The following is a 16,522-nucleotide window of genomic DNA, read 5'->3' as shown; positions in this document are numbered from 1 at the left end:
AATGCCTTTTTCCGCTTATATAAAGATGGCCCTAAGGAGCATCACCCGCAAAAAAATGCGTTCCTTCCTCACCATGCTCGGCGTAATCATAGGCGTCGCTTCGGTAATTACCCTGGTATCAATAACTCAGGGCACGGCATCTCAAATAGAAGAGAACATTAAAAGCCTGGGCGCCAACCTCATAGCGGTGAACATTACGGGCCGCGGGCCTGCGAATTCCCTGACATACGAAGAATTCCAGGAGCTTTCGTCCAAAAACCCCTTCATAGATAACGCGGCTCCGGTTTCCACCGCCAGGCTCAAGGCCGTTTACAGGGGCGAGAGTATGGATGTAAACATCACCGGCACCAACGAAGCCTACGCGGCCATAAGGAACCTGATCATAGCCCGGGGAAGGTTTTTTACCACCGACGACGTCAGGCTCAGGCGAAGCGTGGCGGTTATAGGTTCCACCGCGGCTGAAGAACTCTTCGGGAGCACCAACCCCCTGGGCCAGGAAATCCGGGTGAAGAACAGGATCTTCGAGGTAATCGGGGTCCTCGCACCCAAGGGCAACACGATAGGAGGCTCCGAAGACGAAATAATACTGATCCCCATCACCGTGGCCTGCACCCTCACCGGCAGAAGTGGCATAAACCAGATTTACATGCAGGCCGGCTCCCCGGAAGTCGTGCAGCCGGCAATCGACCATTTGACTTCCGAGCTCCTAAAAAAATTCAGAGGGGATGAAGACAGCTTCCGGATATTCGACCAGACCCAGGTGCTTGAGACAGTCCAGCAGACCACCGGCGCCATGTCCGCCATGCTGGGCGGTATAGCCGCCATCTCCCTGCTTGTCGGCGGCATCGGGATAATGAATATAATGCTGGTGTCAATAACGGAGAGAACGAAGGAAATCGGCATCCGCAAGGCCCTGGGAGCCACGAAGCAGGATATACTGCTCCAGTTCCTCATAGAATCCATCATCCTCAGCGGCTCCGGCGGAGTATTCGGGGTGCTTTCGGGTTTCGCCGCCGCCTACGCCCTGAAGAGCGCCCTGGGCATAAGCGTAAAATTCGCGCCCCCCTTCGTAATTCTCGCCTTCAGCTTCTCGCTGCTGGTGGGTGTCTTCTTCGGCCTTTACCCCGCCAGCAGGGCCGCCGGCCTCAACCCCGTAGAGGCTTTGCGGTATGAGTAATAGCAACGCCCGGCGGTTTATACCGCCGGGCGTTTTGCCTCATTTATTAACTTTCACCTTCACTTTTGAGAATTCTGAGTTGCTAATAATTTTACTCATTCTTTTTCTCCTATTCGGTATTATATTTTCTTATGGCAAAATCATCTTCGTTTACGTGTTCTTTACTATAATCCATCCATGGTATTCCTTTGCTCTTCAGTATTTCTATAAAATTTGCAAGGGGCTTACCCGCAAGCTCTGCCGCCTTCTCTAAGGTCACAATTTTTTCTACATAAAAACTAATGGCAAGGGATAACCTTATCTTTCATCAATAGATTTACCAATGCCGACTTTAGATAATATGCTTATAAATTCCTACGTAAGTTGGATATTAGTGTAATTGGGTTCCGATAACATAATTCCACCTCATTATATTAAGCTCTTTCAAACTGAATTTTTAATCCTTTACAGTACCTGTCATTTAAATTCTATTTGTTATTAATATTATATCAATAATTAAAAAAGATAAAAGAGGTTGTAATAATACAGCAGACATAAAAAATAGAACGCCCGGCTGTTTTAGAACCGCCGGGCTTAATATTTAACTCTATACCCTTCGCTTCTGCTTAAGCAGTCTAAAGATCACCGCAGCCGCCTGGTCGCGCCTGGTGAAATCCTTGGACCCGAAGGTACCGTCGGGATTACCTTTAATGAGCCCGTACTTTACGGCAGCAGCAACGTACTTCATGGCCCAGGGCTCGATTTCGCTCTCGTCTTTGAAGGCAAGCAGTGACTCCACCTCTGAGTCGGACATCAGAGCAGCCTCTTTTTCAAGGTTCATGGCTCTGACCAGTACAGCTGCCATCTCCTGGCGAGAGACACCCATCCCGGGGTTGAACAAACCGTTCTGATCACCCCTGATGAAACCGTACCTGTAGGCGGTCTCTGCGCTGTCGCAGAACTAGTGGTTAGCTGACAGTATTGTCATTCAGTTATTTGTCCCCGCTACCTGCCCCATGCAGACTTTCACTGCAAAAGATTAGCCCATACAGTGGAAACAAAAAAGGAAGAGAGAGGATTTTCCTCTCTCTCCTAGCTTTCGACTAATTAACTCTAACTGCTACCACTTTTTCGAGTAGTGTCTCCATATTATCATCGTATACTCTAACTTTAACAAATACAGGATTTTCTCCACTAGTTACTGTAAATATCGCTGTTCCATTTTCATCGAGTGTTGCAAAACTGGTCAATACTTCATTGGTTTCAGCATCATATACTCTTATAGCATAAGCATCTTCAACATTAGCTACAGTTATCTCTAGCTCATCAGTTGTTTCATCAAAGTTAGCTGTAATTGCAGCATCAGTATCTTCTTCCTCTTCTATCGGTTCGCTTATGATGTAGAGTACTGCTATAGATTTGCCGTCAACTACCAGGCCAACGTTCTTTCCGACCTTGACATCGGAAAGGGAAGCTTCATCAATATCTCCGAGTACGTCATCACCAGTTACGTCGTAGATCAGTGTCTTAGCATCAGCTTTGTAAGTTCCGTCAATGTCACCATCGCCATCTTCGTCTACTTTAATATAGCTACCGTCTTTTGCTTTTACGGTTCCATCTACATACTTATAGACATCATCGGAGTTGTCAACCGCTATTGTGTCTTCAGGATTCTCGTATACAACTGTCACTACCGGATCTAACTCATTGTCGCTATTGACGGTGAATACAATTGTCTCACCGAGTTGTACGTCATCCTTGTCAGCTAATACATAGTCCTTTTCTTCGCCATCGTATACCTTAACCGTAGCTTTCCAATCGCCGTCTTCGACGAACTTGTCGAGAACGACGCCCAGTTCTTCATCTTCAGCTATGGTTGTGAAACCAGCCACGAAGACTACTAGTTTTGCATCGTTCTTATCGTCAAAAACTACAATAGCATCAACATCGTCGCCAACTTCTTTTTCCTTAATATCGTCCCATTTTACTATATCCATATCGTCGATTTCATCGATGATAGTGGTGGTCGACGTTACGAAATACTCGTCACTGGCCTCTATCTTGTCATGATCTTCGTCGAAATCCTCTATAACGTCTTCGAATCTAATAGTATAATCGACAAATTCAGCATCTACGTCATACACTACATCACTTACTGTCTTAAAGCCACTATCAGCTTCGTAGAAGCCTAATACATACAGGTCATCTATTTCGCCGTCTTTGTTTAAAGCAAATTTAACTATTACATACTCATCGTCTTCACTATCGCCATCATGATTTGCGGTGTAAGCATACAGATCATCTAAAGAAATTTCAGCAGCATCCTTCGCCTGATCTCCAGCATAGATTCCGCCGTCGATTTCGTAGGACTTGGATTCGCCGTTGGCAAATATTTTCACTACTTCGTTGTAGGTATCAACTTTGGTGAGTACGCCGAAGATGTCGTCGGAAGTCGACTCAACAGCGGAAGTTATGTGCCTTACCTCACCGGCAAGGTCGAGGATAGTGAGAGCAGTTTCGCCCGCCATGTCTGTTACGGCGTCTGCAGTGAAAGCAGCTATATCTTCGTCTTCATTGAGGGAATAAGTAGCTTTATCGGATACGTCATAAGTAGTTCCATTTATCTTGACTTCTTCATCTTTTACCCTTTCAACTTTGCCCTCAACGGTCTTTCTTACGACCAGTATATGATAGACATCATCGTAGTCAGCAACATAAATTACGTCGTTCTTCTCAATGTCATCGAGATCGATCTTCTTGCCGTCAAGGGTTATTACGTACCCATCGTCCGGATCTTCCATGTCGATCTCATCTTCGGTGCCATTCTCATCGAAGTAGGTAATTATCTTATCCTCAACTTTGGTTACTACTCCGGCATCGACTTTGTTCCACTCTTTTACGTTGATGTAGACGATCTCGTCATCCTCAAACACGAAGTTACCATACATTCCTGCTTTCAGATCCTCGAGATCGGCTTTAGCACCGTTGATATAAACTTTCACATCATCGGCAAGGTCAAAAGAGTCGCCGACAAGTTTGAGGTCGATCTCATCGTCGTCATCATCTGCCATATTTTCATCCACGATGTCGACCTTCACATCGTCCATGTTCGGATCGATGAAGAAGATCTCGTCATTGTCATTTACCCATACTGTAGCTTCTACACCCAGCAGGCTTTCGATGTCAATTTCTTCGTTGAGCAGGGTGTAGGTTTTGGTCTTAAGGTCTTCGTCATCGGGGTCAACGGTTACTTCTTTGTCCTTCACGTCAACGGCTGTAATCCTGCCGTCAATTTCTTCGACATCCAGCTTGGACAGGAAGGTCTCGTCGCCCTCTTCATACTGCTTGAGGTCTCCGTAGCCAACCTGCTTCAGGTGCTTTATGGTAAGGGAGTTGTCGATCATCTCGACGACATCGCCGCGAAGCGCCGGAACGTTGGGCACTGCATTAACATCGTCGAATATTCCGAGGTCATCAGCTTTGCCCATTACGCCAGCGGGCCAGGGAGCACCTTCAACTGTTACGCCGTAGTTCATAGCGTAAAGGAGCATTTTTGCCATTTCTGCAAATGTTACGTTAGCATTGGGCCTGAAGGTGCCATCGGGATACCCTTTGATAATACCCTGGCCAACTCCCAGGTTTATGTAGCCAGTTGCCCAGTGAGTAGCAGGTACGTCTTTGAACTGAGTCTGGCCTTTCATGAGGTTGGCAGAACTCTCAAGTCCGGAAATCCTGACGATTAATGTGAGTGCTTCTGCACGGGTGATGGGCTTGTCAAGGTTCAGATTGCCCTTCTCGTCACCCTTCAGTATTCCGAGCGCTTTGGCCCTTACTACCGAAGGCGACGTTTCGGTTGTTGCTGCGAACCCTACGCTCACTGTGCTCAGCACAAATGTGAGAACAAGTAGGGTTACTAAGAGCTTTTTGAATCGCTTCATACCCAAATCCTCCTTATTGTTTTTTATAAATATTTATATTAACAAAGCTTTATAACTTCTTTATATCCCCCCTCTCGAATATATGCAAAGGTTATATTCTTGAGATTATCATACGCCATACCATCCACAGGATGATATTGCGCGCAATTGCCATGTTTATAAAACATTAGAAAACTTTTATCCAAAAATAATGAGCCTTCTCGCTTCTGGTCATCGGATTTGAGTATGAGCCGAGGCTCATTATTCGGTTGTCAATGTTCAAATTCTATTGCTATTATAGCATCAGCCTATTGGAGCGTCAATATAATTGCCAAAATTGTAATATAACTGTAACAATCCGGTAATATTCGCGGTTTTTCTTTGATTTACTTGGATTTGGTGAAAAATAGACACACACCGGTAGATATATATATTCTATATATCTTGGTAAATTCCTCCCTGTACACATAAAATTTTTACCAGAAGTTCCGCATAGCCGGAACGAAAACCGAAAGGGCCATTACGACCAACGCTATAACCAGGGCCGCCACCGCCAGCACGGGGGCGAAGTAGGCCAGGGTCGCCCGGCCGGTGGTGAAACCATGGGTCTCCCTCACCGCAATGATCTGGAGGATCATAACCCAGATCCAGAAGATAAGGCTGAAAAGCGGACTCAGGTTGACTCCCGTCACCCTCACCAGCAAATTGACGGGGGTCATGAACACCCGCGGCAGTGTGGCAAAGGCCAGGGCTGCAAAAAGGGCAGGGCCGGTCTTGAGGGGGCCTATCGCGGCAATCTCACCTTCGGACAGTGCCGTCACTCCCGTGCCCAGAAACTGCGAGGTAAGTTCCAGGACCGCCGTGAATACGAAGTGCATCATGGGGCATATCAGAACTCCAAAAATTACGCCCATGGTTACCAGGGATGGTACCATATTCTGAAGTCCGGGAAAAATATTTTCCATTGTCATGCCGCCGTAAGTTGAAACGGGCATCCTGCCCAGAATGTCCGCGCTGCCCGGAACGGCTGCCAGCGACGGCAGAAGGTGCGAAAGGATCAGCACTATGAGGCCCTGGGCGATTTTCCGCTCGAAGGACACCTTCCGGAGGGCCTCGGCCGGAGAAAAAAGCACGCCGGTGATGTTATCTATGAAATCCCTGAAAAAGCCCTTTTTGTCGAGTTTGGCGGTATTTTTTTCTTCTTCCACGCGTCACACCTCCGTCCGTTTATTTCATTTCCGGAGCCCGGAGAAGGCCGGCGGGATCGATTCCCCAGGGAAGTATTATATTCCGGCTTTCAAAAAGAGCCGATGCTCCGGACAGTAAAATATCCAGGGGGGTTTTTCTGCCGTACTCCTTAATTACCGGCTCGCCCTCGATGCCGGCAAGTTCGGCGGCGATCTTCAGGGCTTCATAAAAATTCCCGAGTTCGTCCACAAGGCCCAGTTCCTTCGCCTGCCTGCCGGTGAATATCCTGCCGTCGGCAAGTTCTTTTACCTGTTCCCGGTCCATGTTCCGGCCTTTCGCCACCACGTCGATAAACTGATTGTAGATGTCGTCCACCATCCCCTGGAATATGGCCCGTTCCTCTTCAGTCATGGGGCGCGTGGGGGAGCCAATGTCCTTGTGTTCGGCGCTTTTTATGACGTTGACCTTGAGCCCCAACTTGTCGTAAAGCCCTTCCACGTTTTGAAATTCCATTATCACTCCTATGCTCCCGGTGATGGTGGCGGGGTTGGCCACGATCTTATCGGCGGCGCTGGCCACCCAGTAGCCGCCCGATGCCGCCACGTCTCCCATGGAGACCACCACCTTCTTGCCGGACTCCTTCACCTTCAGCACCTCTTCGTAGATCTCCTGGGAAGCCGCCGCCGAGCCGCCCGGGCTGTTTATCCTTATTACCAGCGCTTTTATGGAAGGGTCCTGCGCCGCCTCGTGCAGCTGGCGGACTATATGGTCGGTGCCCGACGACAAAAACGTGCCGCCGCTTCCTCCCGCTATGACGCCTTCCAGGTTTATGACTCCCACCATATTTCCCTCCCGGGGGGCAAGACCTTCCCTGCTCCCGGGGCCGAGCGCGAAGGCCGCGATGACAGAGGCTATGACAAGGACTATTAGGGCAATGGTTATTAGACGTTTCATGGTTCTCACTCCTGTTTTTTATTTTCTCCATCGAAAAATTCTTTAGCCCTTTCCGCCATTTCCTTTAAGGATTCCATTACCTTCATGTGGAATTGTTCGGGCTTTAATCCCGTCATGATTTCTATGACGTCGTCGATGGTTTCGGCGGCGTATATGTGAAACCTGCCTTCCTTCACGGCGTCGATGACTTCCCGCTTCAGCATCAGGTTATCCAGATTCCTGGCGGGTATCACCACACCCTGGGTGCCCGTAAGCCCCTTTATCTTGCAGGTGTGGTAAAAACCCTCCACTTTATACGTGACCCCGCCCACCGGCTGCACGTTGCCGTGCTGGTCCAGGGAACCGGTTACGGCGAAATCCTGGCGCACCGGTATGCCGGATATGCTGGAAAGCAGGGCCAAAAGCTCGGCGCAGGTGGCGCTGTCGCCCTCGACGCCGCCGTAATTCTGCTCGAAGGTTATGCTGGCGGAGACCGAAAGGGGCATTTCTCTGGCGTATTTCTCGCCCAGGTAGCCGGCGAGGATCATCACCGCCTTGTCGTGGATTTTGCCCGAGAGCTTCGCCTCCCGCTCGATGTTTATCACCCCTGCGTCCCCCAGGAAGGTCCGGGCGGTGATGCGGGAGGGCTGGCCGAAAACGTAGTCGCCGATGTCTATTACGGACAGGCCGTTCACCTGGCCCACCGCCTGCCCCTCGGTGCTTATTATGATCTCGCCCCGTCTGATCATGGAAAAAAGCTTTTCTTCTATCATGTTGGAGCGGTACACTTTTTCTTCGACGGCCTTATCCACGTGTTTTGCCTCAACCGACTCGGCGCCCTCCATGGCGGCCCAGGCGCCGGCTTCGTAGATTATTTCTGCAATTTCGTTAAACCTGGTAGAGAGCTTTTTCCTGTCTTCGGCCAGGCGGGAGCTGTAGTCGATCACCCTCGCCACAGCGGAAGACTCGAAGGGCAGCAGGTTTTCTTCCCTGCATATGTGGCTGATGAAAGAGGCGTAATGTTTCATATTGACCGGATTTCTTTCCATCTCTATGTCGAAGTCGACTTTTACCTTAAAGAGCTTCCGGAAGTCCTCGTCGTAGTCGTTGAGTATATAGTAGATGAAGGGGCTTCCTATTATTATGACCTTGACGTCCAGAGGTATGGGCTCCGGTTTCAGGGTCACCGTGGGCACGGCGCGGTACTGTTCCCCGATGTTCTCCACCCGGGCTTCGCCGTTTTTGAGGGTGCGCTTTAAAGTATCCCAGGCAAAGGGGTCTTTAAAAAGGTCCTCGGCCTGGAGCACCAGATACCCGCCCCTGGCGCGGTGGACAGCCCCGCTTTTTATCATTGTAAAGTCGGTGACGACGGTGCCGAAAAAGGCCCTTCCCTCGATTTTGCCGAAGAGGTTGTAATAGGTGGGGTTGGTCTCGAAGATCACCGGGGCACCCTTTGTAGCCCTGTTGTCGACGAACAGGTTCACCTTATAGCGGATGAAGAAGTCCTCCCGGGGCACGGCCTGGCCCGTCCCCGTCGAATTTTCCTGGGCTTCCCCCTTTTCCCTGGCATCGGCCCTGATCACAGCCAGGTTTTTGATTATGTCTTCCTTCACGGCCTTCACATAAGCTATTATATTTTCAAACCCCGCGTATTTAGAAGTTATTTCTTCGAAATACGGGTCCACGGCCGTCAGCGCCGTCTTCCTTTCCAGCTCGGAAAGTTCTTCCCTGATCTTTCTATCCAGGGCTCTCATCTTCCGGAGGGTCTCATCAATCCTGCTCTGGAGGGCCCGGCTCTTCTCTTCCAGCTCTTTTCTCTCCTCGCCGGTCAGAGCGTCGTATTCTTCCTGGTTCATGGGCCTGCCGTCCTTGAGCGGAATGGTTATAAAGCCCTGGGGGGTGCGCTGCACGGTGAAGCCGTCGGCTTTAGCCGACTGCTCCAGCTTCTCGAAGAGCTCCACCGACATTTTCTGGTACTTCTCCACCAGCTCCTGCCTCTGGTTTTCGAATTTCTCGTCGTCGAAGACCCGGGAGATCTCCCGCCGGATTTCTTCAATGAGCTTCTCCATATCTCTTGCGAATTCCGAACCCCTGCCGGCGGGCAGGAATATGGCCAGGGGTTTTTCCGGTTTTGCGAAGTTGTAAACGTAGAGGATGTCGTCGGGAACGGGCTTTTCCGCAGCCACCCTGGATACCGCCGCCCTGGTATATGTAGTCCTGCCGGTGCCTTTGGGCCCGGTCACGAATATATTGTAACCTTTTCGGTTTATCCTCAAGCCGAATTCCATGGACCTTATGGCGCGTTCCTGGCCTATTATATCCGAAAGGGGCTCGATTTCTTTGGTGGACCGGAAATTAAAAACGGCCGGGTCGCACGTCGCACACAGTTCCCCGGCGGTGAGTTTTCTTAGCATAGGCATTCCCTCGCTTTCTTGAGAATTATTTCCACGTCTGGTCGAGTATATTATAAACTTTCAGGCGCTGTTATTCAATCTATATTTATGCTCATATTGCCCTTTGTGTGCACCTGTGCTATTATGAACGTGAGGAGATGATTTCATGATCAATGAATACGGGTTTACAGAGGCCAGAAACGACTTTTCAAGGGTTTTCAATTCGGTTTACAACGAGCTGAAACCGGCGATAATAAAAAGAAATAGAGACCAGGAAATACTAATGGTCAGAAAGGACCTTTTAAGGGCTTATTTAACACCGGTAGAATTCAAAGTTGAGGTTTATCGAGAGGAAGACGGGTCTATTACACTGTCAATGGACGCTCTTGAAATTGCAGTTAATGCTCCTGACATGGACAGAGCGGTAGAGGAGTTGGTTAAAGAATTAAAGGATTACACTACAGAGTACCTGGAAAGGTCCATGCTTTTTCTCAACTCACCCAACCGCAAGCCTCATTTTCCGTATATACTCCGGTTGATGCTCTGCGATTCCGATGAAGAAATAAAGTCTTTGTTCAGGTTAAGCCATGCCTCCTAAATTTAGAGACCTGAAAATGTACTGCGAAAAAAACGGTTGGGTAATGGTGAAAAATACCGATCACTGGTATTATGAAAAGGTTTTATCGGACGGTTCGGTATTGAGGACGAGAGTGAGCCATGCTCTTCATAAGGAGATCCCGGGTATTTATGGAGAAAAATACTAAATTTACAACTTAAGATTACAGAAGAAGAATTTTGGAGGAGTTTATAAAAAAGCTGGAGCATAGCGCTTCCAGCTTTTTTATTTCAGTTTATTTTCTTTATACTGCAGGGCGGCTTTTATGAAGTCCCTGAATAGGGGGTGAGGCCTGTTGGGCCTGGATTTGAATTCAGGGTGGAACTGGGTCCCCACAAACCAGGGGTGGTCCTTCAGCTCTATTATTTCCACCAGCCTGCCGTCGGGCGAAAGTCCCGAAATTACCATACCGGCCTTTGTAAGCACATCTTTATAGTCGTTGTTGAACTCATAGCGGTGGCGGTGCCGCTCCTCGATCATCTCTTCCCCGTAAGCCTCCATGGTCTTCGTGCCCGGGGTAATGCGGCAGGGGTAGTGCCCCAGGCGCATGGTGCCGCCCTTGGCTTCTATACCCTTTTGTTCCGGCAACAGGTCTATCACCGGGTGGGGCGTATTCGGGTCGAATTCGGTGCTGTGGGCGCCTTCCAGGCCGCATACGTTGCGGGCGAATTCGATTACCGAACACTGCATGCCGAGGCAGATGCCGAAGAGCGGTATCTTTTTCTCCCGGGCGTACCTTATGGTCTTAATCTTGCCCTCTATGCCCCTGTCGCCGAAGCCGCCGGGGATGAGCACGCCGTCGACACCGGAGAAGACTTCCTCCAGGTCTATACCGTCATCCTCCAGGTCCTCAGAGTGCACCCACTTTATGTCAACCCGCGAGTCGTTGGCTATGCCGCCGTGGTAGAGGGCTTCGGCCACGCTCAGATATGCGTCGTGAAGTTCCACGTACTTGCCGACCAGGGCTATGCTGACCCGCTTCGAAGGATTCTTGGCCCTCTCGACCATCGCTTCCCACTCGGTCAGGTCCGCTTTTCTGCCGTCCAATCCGAGTTTTCTGGCCACCACCTCATCAAGGCCCTCTTTTTTCAGGATCAGCGGCACCTCGTATATGCTGTCGGCGTCGTAATTCTGGACCACCGCCTCGGGTTCCACGCTGCAGAAAAGAGCGATTTTTTCTTTGAGCTCCTCGGATAAGCGCTTTTCGGAGCGGCAGACGATAATGTCAGGCTGTATACCTATGCTCCGGAGCTCCTTTACGCTGTGCTGGGTGGGCTTGGTCTTCAGTTCCCCGGCCCTTGAAAGGTACGGCACCAGGGTCACGTGGATGTAGAGCACGTTGTCCTTGCCGAGATCGGTCCTGATCTGCCTTATGGCCTCCAGAAACGGGAGGCTTTCGATGTCACCCACCGTGCCGCCGATCTCGGTGATGACCACGTCAGGAGATGATTTGCGGGCTATTCTGGTAATCCGTTCCTTTATCTCGTTGGTTATATGCGGGATTACCTGTACCGTCGCCCCCAGGTAATCCCCCCTCCGCTCCTTGGTTATGACCGACCAGTAGATCTGTCCCGTGGTGACATTGCTGTCTCTCGTCAGGTTGACGTCTATGAACCGCTCGTAGTGCCCCAGGTCCAGGTCCGTCTCCGCGCCGTCCTCGGTCACGAACACCTCTCCGTGCTGGTAGGGGCTCATAGTCCCCGGGTCCACGTTTATATATGGATCAAACTTCTGCATGAATACCGAAAGACCCCGGCTCTTGAGAAGGCGCCCCAGCGACGCCGCGGTAATGCCCTTGCCCAGGGATGAAACAACTCCTCCTGTTATGAAGATGAACTTGGTCCCCATTATAAGTCCTCCTTGAGAAAATTCCGTACATAAAAAAGGCCATACATTTTATTTTAGGCATTTGCAAAGTTAATTGTCAATAGCCTTGCCGCCCCAAATAAAAAGCAGCGGTGATGGTACTCGCCACTGCTTTTACCCCCGTGCGAAATGTCTATTCATACTTGAGGACCAGGATTCTGCGGCCTTCCGCCTTCAGGTCCTCACCGGTGATTTCGACGGTGTTGGACTCCAGGTATTCCCCGCCGCCAACCTTTTCTAGGAATTTATCCACCGGGTCTATGGGCATGCTGACGGCCGGGGTCTTGAAGTGCATCGGGATGGTTATCTTCGGGGAAAGCTGCTCCATTACGGCAGCGGCACCCTCGGCGTCCAGCGTGAACGTACCTCCAACCGGCAGTAACAGCACGTCAACCCTGCCGATTTCCTCCACCTGGAGTTTTGTGAGCAGGTGGCCCAGGTCGCCCACGTGGCAGACCCTTATGCCGTCTACGTCGTATACGTATATCACCACAGGGCCCCTTTTAGCACCCTTCACTTCGTCGTGAAAGGCGGGGATGCCTTTGATGGTCACACCTCCGGTGCTGTATTCTCCCGGGGCCTTGATTATAGTCGGGTCTCCCTGCACGGCCTCCACGTAATTGTGGTCATAATGGTCGTGGCTTACGGTGACCACGTCGGCCTCGACCTTGGGTATTTTATAGCCCACACTCCCGTCGAAGGGGTCGGTTACTATCTTGGTCCCGGTCTGGGATTCGAGAAGGAAGCACGCATGGCCGAACCACCTAATTTTCACAATAAAACCTCCCTTTCTTTCAAGGCTTTTCAAGCAAACCTTGATTTATCAACGCCGATATATATTTCTTTTGGTATTTTCGCACTCAATTCGCCTCTGTACATACATATGGTGCAATGCTAATTATATATTCTTGGAAAATCGCTAAATTCCTGCTCGACTTTTCTTATTTTAACCATTTCCTGATAAGCTAATTCCTGGAAAGGTCACCGTCCTCTCCCTTTAGCTTTCGCAGCTTGTACTGCAGGGTCTGCCGCGGAATGCCCAGCATCCGGGCGGCACTGGAGATGTTGCCCTTTGACCTTTCCAAAGCTTTTTTGATCAGGTCCGCCTCCACCCTCTCCAGGGCGTCGTTCAGGTTCAGGTTGTCGTAGCAGGCGATACGCCCCTTCTGAGGCGAAAAATGGGCCTTTATCTGAATGGGAAGGTGAGCCGGTTGTATTTCGTTTCCCTCCATTATGACCAGCGCGCCCTCTATGGCGTGCTCCAGCTCCCTGACGTTGCCGGGCCAGGGGTAATCGAAGAAAATCTTCATGACCTCGTCGGAAACCCTGACCTCTTTCTCCTCCCCGGTGAACTTTTTTATGAAGTGGTCCACCAGCAGGGGTATGTCCTCCCTGCGCTCCCTCAGCGGAGGGATCCTTAAAGATACCACGTTTATCCGGAAAAACAGGTCCTCCCTGAGCTTTTTCTTTTGTACGGCTTCCACCGGGTCCTCGCTGCAGGCCGTTATAACCCGCGTATCGACGAAACGCACCCTGGTGTCGCCTATGCGGCGTATGGTCCCTTCCTGCAGCACCCTTAATAGCTTTGCCTGAAGCTCCAGGGGCATTGTGTTTATTTCGTCCAGGAATAGGGTGCCCCCGTCGGCCAGCTCGAAAAGGCCGGGCCGGTCCTCGGCCCCGGTGAATCCTCCCCTTATCGTCCCGAACAGGATGCCCTCCAGCAGGGTCCCGGGCAGGGCCGCACAGTTCTGGGGTATAAAGGGTTTGTTTTTCCTGGGGCTTTCGTTGTGTATGGCCTGAACGAAGAGTTCCTTGCCGGTGCCGGTCTCTCCCCAGACAAGCACGGGTATGGAGCTCTTTGCCGCCCTCGAAGCCAGCTTTTTCAGTTCGACGATGGCCTCGCTCCTGCCCACTATATCGTCAAAGGTGTAACCGGAGGTGCCGTTTTTCTTCAGGTCCGGCTTTACCTGCCGGCCGTACAGGATGGCCTGCAGGTCCGTAATCCGCTCGGACATGTCCCTTACCGAGGTCACATCCCTGGAAATCTCCATAGCTCCTATCACCCTGCCGTTCACCTTTACCGGCAGGGTGCTGTTTATGGTGGTGATCTTTCTTCCTTTGTAGTTGGTGAAGGTCTGTTCCTGGTCGTAAATCGGCTCTCCGGTCTTCAACACCTTGAGAAGCGTGCTGTTTTCTTCGGAGAGGGAGGGAAAAACGTCGAGCAAGTGGCGGCCCAGCACCTCCGAGGGCGACAGACCCTCGATCTTTGAAGCGGCTCTGTTGTAATATACGGAGATCCCCCTGTGGTCCACTATGTGGACCCCTTCTTCCACGTGGGAAAGCAGGAGCTCCAGTTGAGCCCTCACGGCTTCAAGCTCGCTCAATTTCCCCCTCCCTTCGAAGTTCAATGGAATACGGTACGTCTCTTCAGCACCCCGATGCGGAGGGTAACATCCGGCACCCGAGAATTCTCCCTGACCGCTCCAGGGCTCGGTGCTGCGCTCTGCCGGGCACCGCGGGAATGCGGCATCCTTGCCGCGTCCCTCTCTCCGCGCCTCCTGCGCTCCGGCCCGGCTTCGCTCGCCCCTTACCGGGAGCGGCGACGGTCGAATTCTAAGGTGGCCTTGCTGTTACCCTTCCGCCGGGGCTGAAAGTTGGTAGTATTATCCGCTATCCTGAATTACATTACATCCTCTCGGGAGCAGAAATGCCCAGGATCCTGAAGGCGTTCCTCAGGACCTGCTGCACCGCCTTTACCAGCATGAGCCTTGCGGTGGTCAGGTCCGGGTCTCCGGTCAGCACGCGGCATACGTTGTAAAAGGAGTGAAAAGCCGCCGCCAGTTCCAGCGTGTAATTGGCTATGCGGTAGGGTGAAAGAGTGGACGCTGCTACCCTTATCTCTCCCGGAAAATCCGCAAGTTTGTTAATAAGCTGGACCTCGGTGTCCTGGGTCAGCATCGAAAGGAGCCTATCCAGATCTCCGGCGGGCACATCCCGGACCTCGGGCACGGCGGCGCCCTGCTCGGCGGCCTGCCTGAAGATGCTGGCTATGCGCGCGTGGGCGTACTGGACGTAGTACACCGGGTTTTCCTCCGACTGCTTGACCGCCAGGTCCAGGTCGAAATCCAGGTGGGTATCGGCACCCCTAAGGTTGAAGAAGAACCGGGCCGCATCCTTCCCCACCTCTTCCACCAGGTCCGCCAGCGTCACCGCCCGTCCGGTGCGCTTGGACATGCGCGCGATTTCTCCGTTCCTGTAAAGCCGCACCAGCTGCATTATTATAACGGTGAGCTTTTCCGGGTCGTACCCGAGAGCCGCCAGGGCTCCCTTCATCCTGGGCACGTGGCCGTGATGGTCGGCTCCCCAGATGTCTATGACCCATTCAAAACCCCGGTCGAATTTATCCTTATGGTAGGCTATGTCCGAAGCAAAATATGTCGGTACACCGTTCTGTCTCACGAGCACCTCGTCCTTGGGCACTCCGAATTCCGTCGCTTTGAACCAAAGGGCTCCATCCTTTTCGTAGGTATATCCCCGTTCCGTAAGGAGCCTGATGACCTCTTGTACCTTACCTTCATTGTGAAGGCTCCTTTCGGAAAACCATACGTCAAAGTAGACGCCGAAGTTTTCAAGGTCCCGTTTCATGCGATCTATGTTCTTTTTCAGGGCGTACTCTATAAAATAGGCTCTCCTTTCGGCCGGGTCCACGTGGAGGAAGCGGTCGCCTTCCTTCTCTATCAGTTCCCGCATGTGGTCTTTTATGTCCTCCCCGTGGTATCCCCCTTCGGGAATCCGGCCTTCATAGCCCAGAAGCTCCAGGTATCTTGCCTCCAGTGAGAGCCCGAAGTTTTCAATCTGGTTTCCGGCATCGTTTATATAAAATTCCCTGGTGACGTCGTAACCGGCCATTTCCAGCACCGACGCCAGGGCGTCCCCCAGAGCGGCTCCCCTGGCGTTGCCCATGTGCATGGGGCCCGTGGGGTTGGCGCTGACAAACTCCACCTGCACCTTTTTGCCCTTCCCGATATCCTGGCGACCGTAAGCGTCGCCTTCGTTTAGGATTACCGGGATTACACCGTGGGCCCAGGTGGGTGAAAGGTAAAAATTTATAAAACCCGGTCCGGCCACTTCAATCCTCTCTACGCCGGTGCCGGTGGTTTCCATTCGCTCCTTTATTATCTCCGCGATCTTCCTGGGCGGCATTTTTGCCTCCCTCGCCGCCACCATCGCCACATTGGCGGCAAAATCGCCGTGGGCTTCAGCCTGAGGCACCTCTATGTTGAAATCCGGAATTTTAGCAAGGTTCAGAACCCCTTCGTCAACGGCCTTCTTGAGAGCGGACACCGTCAGTTCCTTCAGCTTATCCTGTATCTCTGCCTTGACGTCCTTCATAAGAAACCTCCTAAATTGTCAGAATAGTTAACGCCGCCGCATACTACTATTATATATTTTT

Annotated in this window: 12 protein-coding genes and 1 pseudogene; 2 read left to right on the top strand and 11 right to left on the bottom strand. The window is 51.4% G+C overall.

Annotation, left to right across the window (positions count from 1 at the left end):
* Window position 1: 1 nt before the first annotated feature.
* Window positions 2–1,177: an ABC transporter permease gene (locus LZ11_RS08125; RefSeq protein WP_148867402.1), complete on the top strand. Its 1,176-nt coding sequence runs from the start codon at window positions 2–4 to the stop codon at window positions 1,175–1,177.
* Between the two features lie 109 nt (window positions 1,178–1,286).
* On the opposite strand, the gene LZ11_RS08120 is transcribed toward LZ11_RS08125, so the two are convergent.
* From LZ11_RS08120 to LZ11_RS08095, 7 genes and pseudogenes are all read right to left on the bottom strand, one after another.
* Window positions 1,287–1,436 carry a UPF0175 family protein gene (locus LZ11_RS08120; RefSeq protein WP_246110763.1) on the bottom strand — a complete coding sequence of 50 codons (150 nt, stop codon included), beginning with the start codon at window positions 1,434–1,436 and terminating at the stop codon, window positions 1,287–1,289.
* Window positions 1,437–1,763: 327 nt separating this feature from the next.
* Window positions 1,764–2,021, bottom strand: coding sequence for an S-layer homology domain-containing protein (locus tag LZ11_RS08115; protein WP_342782608.1), 258 nt, complete (start codon window positions 2,019–2,021; stop codon window positions 1,764–1,766).
* 6 nt (window positions 2,022–2,027) lie between these two features.
* Window positions 2,028–2,093: pseudogene (locus tag LZ11_RS12895) on the bottom strand (hypothetical protein); the annotation flags it as partial.
* A 166-nt stretch (window positions 2,094–2,259) separates the two neighbouring features.
* The gene (locus LZ11_RS08110; protein ID WP_148867399.1) at window positions 2,260–5,094 is read right to left on the bottom strand and encodes an S-layer homology domain-containing protein; all 2,835 of its coding nucleotides are present in this window, start codon (window positions 5,092–5,094) and stop codon (window positions 2,260–2,262) included.
* A 455-nt stretch (window positions 5,095–5,549) separates the two neighbouring features.
* Window positions 5,550–6,281 (bottom strand): YIP1 family protein, encoded by a 732-nt coding sequence (locus LZ11_RS08105; RefSeq protein WP_148867398.1) that lies wholly within the window; start codon window positions 6,279–6,281, stop codon window positions 5,550–5,552.
* A 19-nt stretch (window positions 6,282–6,300) separates the two neighbouring features.
* The gene (gene sppA / locus LZ11_RS08100; RefSeq protein WP_148867397.1) at window positions 6,301–7,215 is read right to left on the bottom strand and encodes a signal peptide peptidase SppA; all 915 of its coding nucleotides are present in this window, start codon (window positions 7,213–7,215) and stop codon (window positions 6,301–6,303) included.
* A 5-nt stretch (window positions 7,216–7,220) separates the two neighbouring features.
* The gene (locus tag LZ11_RS08095) at window positions 7,221–9,608 is read right to left on the bottom strand and encodes a Lon protease family protein (RefSeq protein ID WP_148867396.1); all 2,388 of its coding nucleotides are present in this window, start codon (window positions 9,606–9,608) and stop codon (window positions 7,221–7,223) included.
* A gap of 145 nt (window positions 9,609–9,753) precedes the next feature.
* Here LZ11_RS08095 and LZ11_RS08090 point away from each other — a divergent pair, with 145 nt between their 5' ends.
* Window positions 9,754–10,185 (top strand): exoribonuclease R, encoded by a 432-nt coding sequence (locus tag LZ11_RS08090; RefSeq protein WP_148867395.1) that lies wholly within the window; start codon window positions 9,754–9,756, stop codon window positions 10,183–10,185.
* A gap of 243 nt (window positions 10,186–10,428) precedes the next feature.
* Here the strand turns inward: LZ11_RS08090 and LZ11_RS08080 are convergent, their stop codons facing one another.
* The 4 genes from LZ11_RS08080 to argS all read right to left on the bottom strand — a co-directional run bounded on the left by LZ11_RS08080 (window position 10,429) and on the right by argS (window position 16,461).
* Window positions 10,429–12,051 carry a CTP synthase gene (locus LZ11_RS08080; protein WP_148867394.1) on the bottom strand — a complete coding sequence of 541 codons (1,623 nt, stop codon included), beginning with the start codon at window positions 12,049–12,051 and terminating at the stop codon, window positions 10,429–10,431.
* A gap of 151 nt (window positions 12,052–12,202) precedes the next feature.
* A complete protein-coding gene (locus LZ11_RS08075; protein WP_148867393.1) occupies window positions 12,203–12,844 on the bottom strand; it encodes an MBL fold metallo-hydrolase in 642 nt (213 codons plus the stop codon).
* A gap of 190 nt (window positions 12,845–13,034) precedes the next feature.
* Entirely contained in the window at window positions 13,035–14,453 is a 1,419-nt protein-coding gene (locus LZ11_RS08070; RefSeq protein ID WP_148867392.1) for a sigma-54 interaction domain-containing protein, read from the bottom strand.
* Between the two features lie 301 nt (window positions 14,454–14,754).
* A complete protein-coding gene (gene argS, locus LZ11_RS08065; RefSeq protein WP_148867391.1) occupies window positions 14,755–16,461 on the bottom strand; it encodes an arginine--tRNA ligase in 1,707 nt (568 codons plus the stop codon).
* Between the last annotated feature and the right edge of the window lie 61 nt (window positions 16,462–16,522).

This window comes from Thermosediminibacter litoriperuensis (assembly GCF_008124715.1).
Classification (GTDB): domain Bacteria; phylum Bacillota; class Thermosediminibacteria; order Thermosediminibacterales; family Thermosediminibacteraceae; genus Thermosediminibacter; species Thermosediminibacter litoriperuensis.
The sequence above is the reverse complement of the archived record's forward strand: the minus strand, read 5'-3'. Positions and strand labels throughout refer to the sequence as shown.

What these genes read in the sequence shown, in the direction of transcription:
- LZ11_RS08125 (WP_148867402.1), top strand. Translation starts at nt 2, where the DNA reads ATGCCTTTTTCCGCTTATATAAAGATGGCCCTAAGGAGCATCACCCGC.
- LZ11_RS08115 (WP_342782608.1), bottom strand. Translation starts at nt 2,021, where the DNA reads ATGGCAGCTGTACTGGTCAGAGCCATGAACCTTGAAAAAGAGGCTGCT.
- LZ11_RS08110 (WP_148867399.1), bottom strand. Translation starts at nt 5,094, where the DNA reads ATGAAGCGATTCAAAAAGCTCTTAGTAACCCTACTTGTTCTCACATTT.
- sppA (WP_148867397.1), bottom strand. Translation starts at nt 7,215, where the DNA reads ATGAAACGTCTAATAACCATTGCCCTAATAGTCCTTGTCATAGCCTCT.
- LZ11_RS08095 (WP_148867396.1), bottom strand. Translation starts at nt 9,608, where the DNA reads ATGCTAAGAAAACTCACCGCCGGGGAACTGTGTGCGACGTGCGACCCG.
- LZ11_RS08090 (WP_148867395.1), top strand. Translation starts at nt 9,754, where the DNA reads ATGATCAATGAATACGGGTTTACAGAGGCCAGAAACGACTTTTCAAGG.
- LZ11_RS08080 (WP_148867394.1), bottom strand. Translation starts at nt 12,051, where the DNA reads ATGGGGACCAAGTTCATCTTCATAACAGGAGGAGTTGTTTCATCCCTG.
- argS (WP_148867391.1), bottom strand. Translation starts at nt 16,461, where the DNA reads ATGAAGGACGTCAAGGCAGAGATACAGGATAAGCTGAAGGAACTGACG.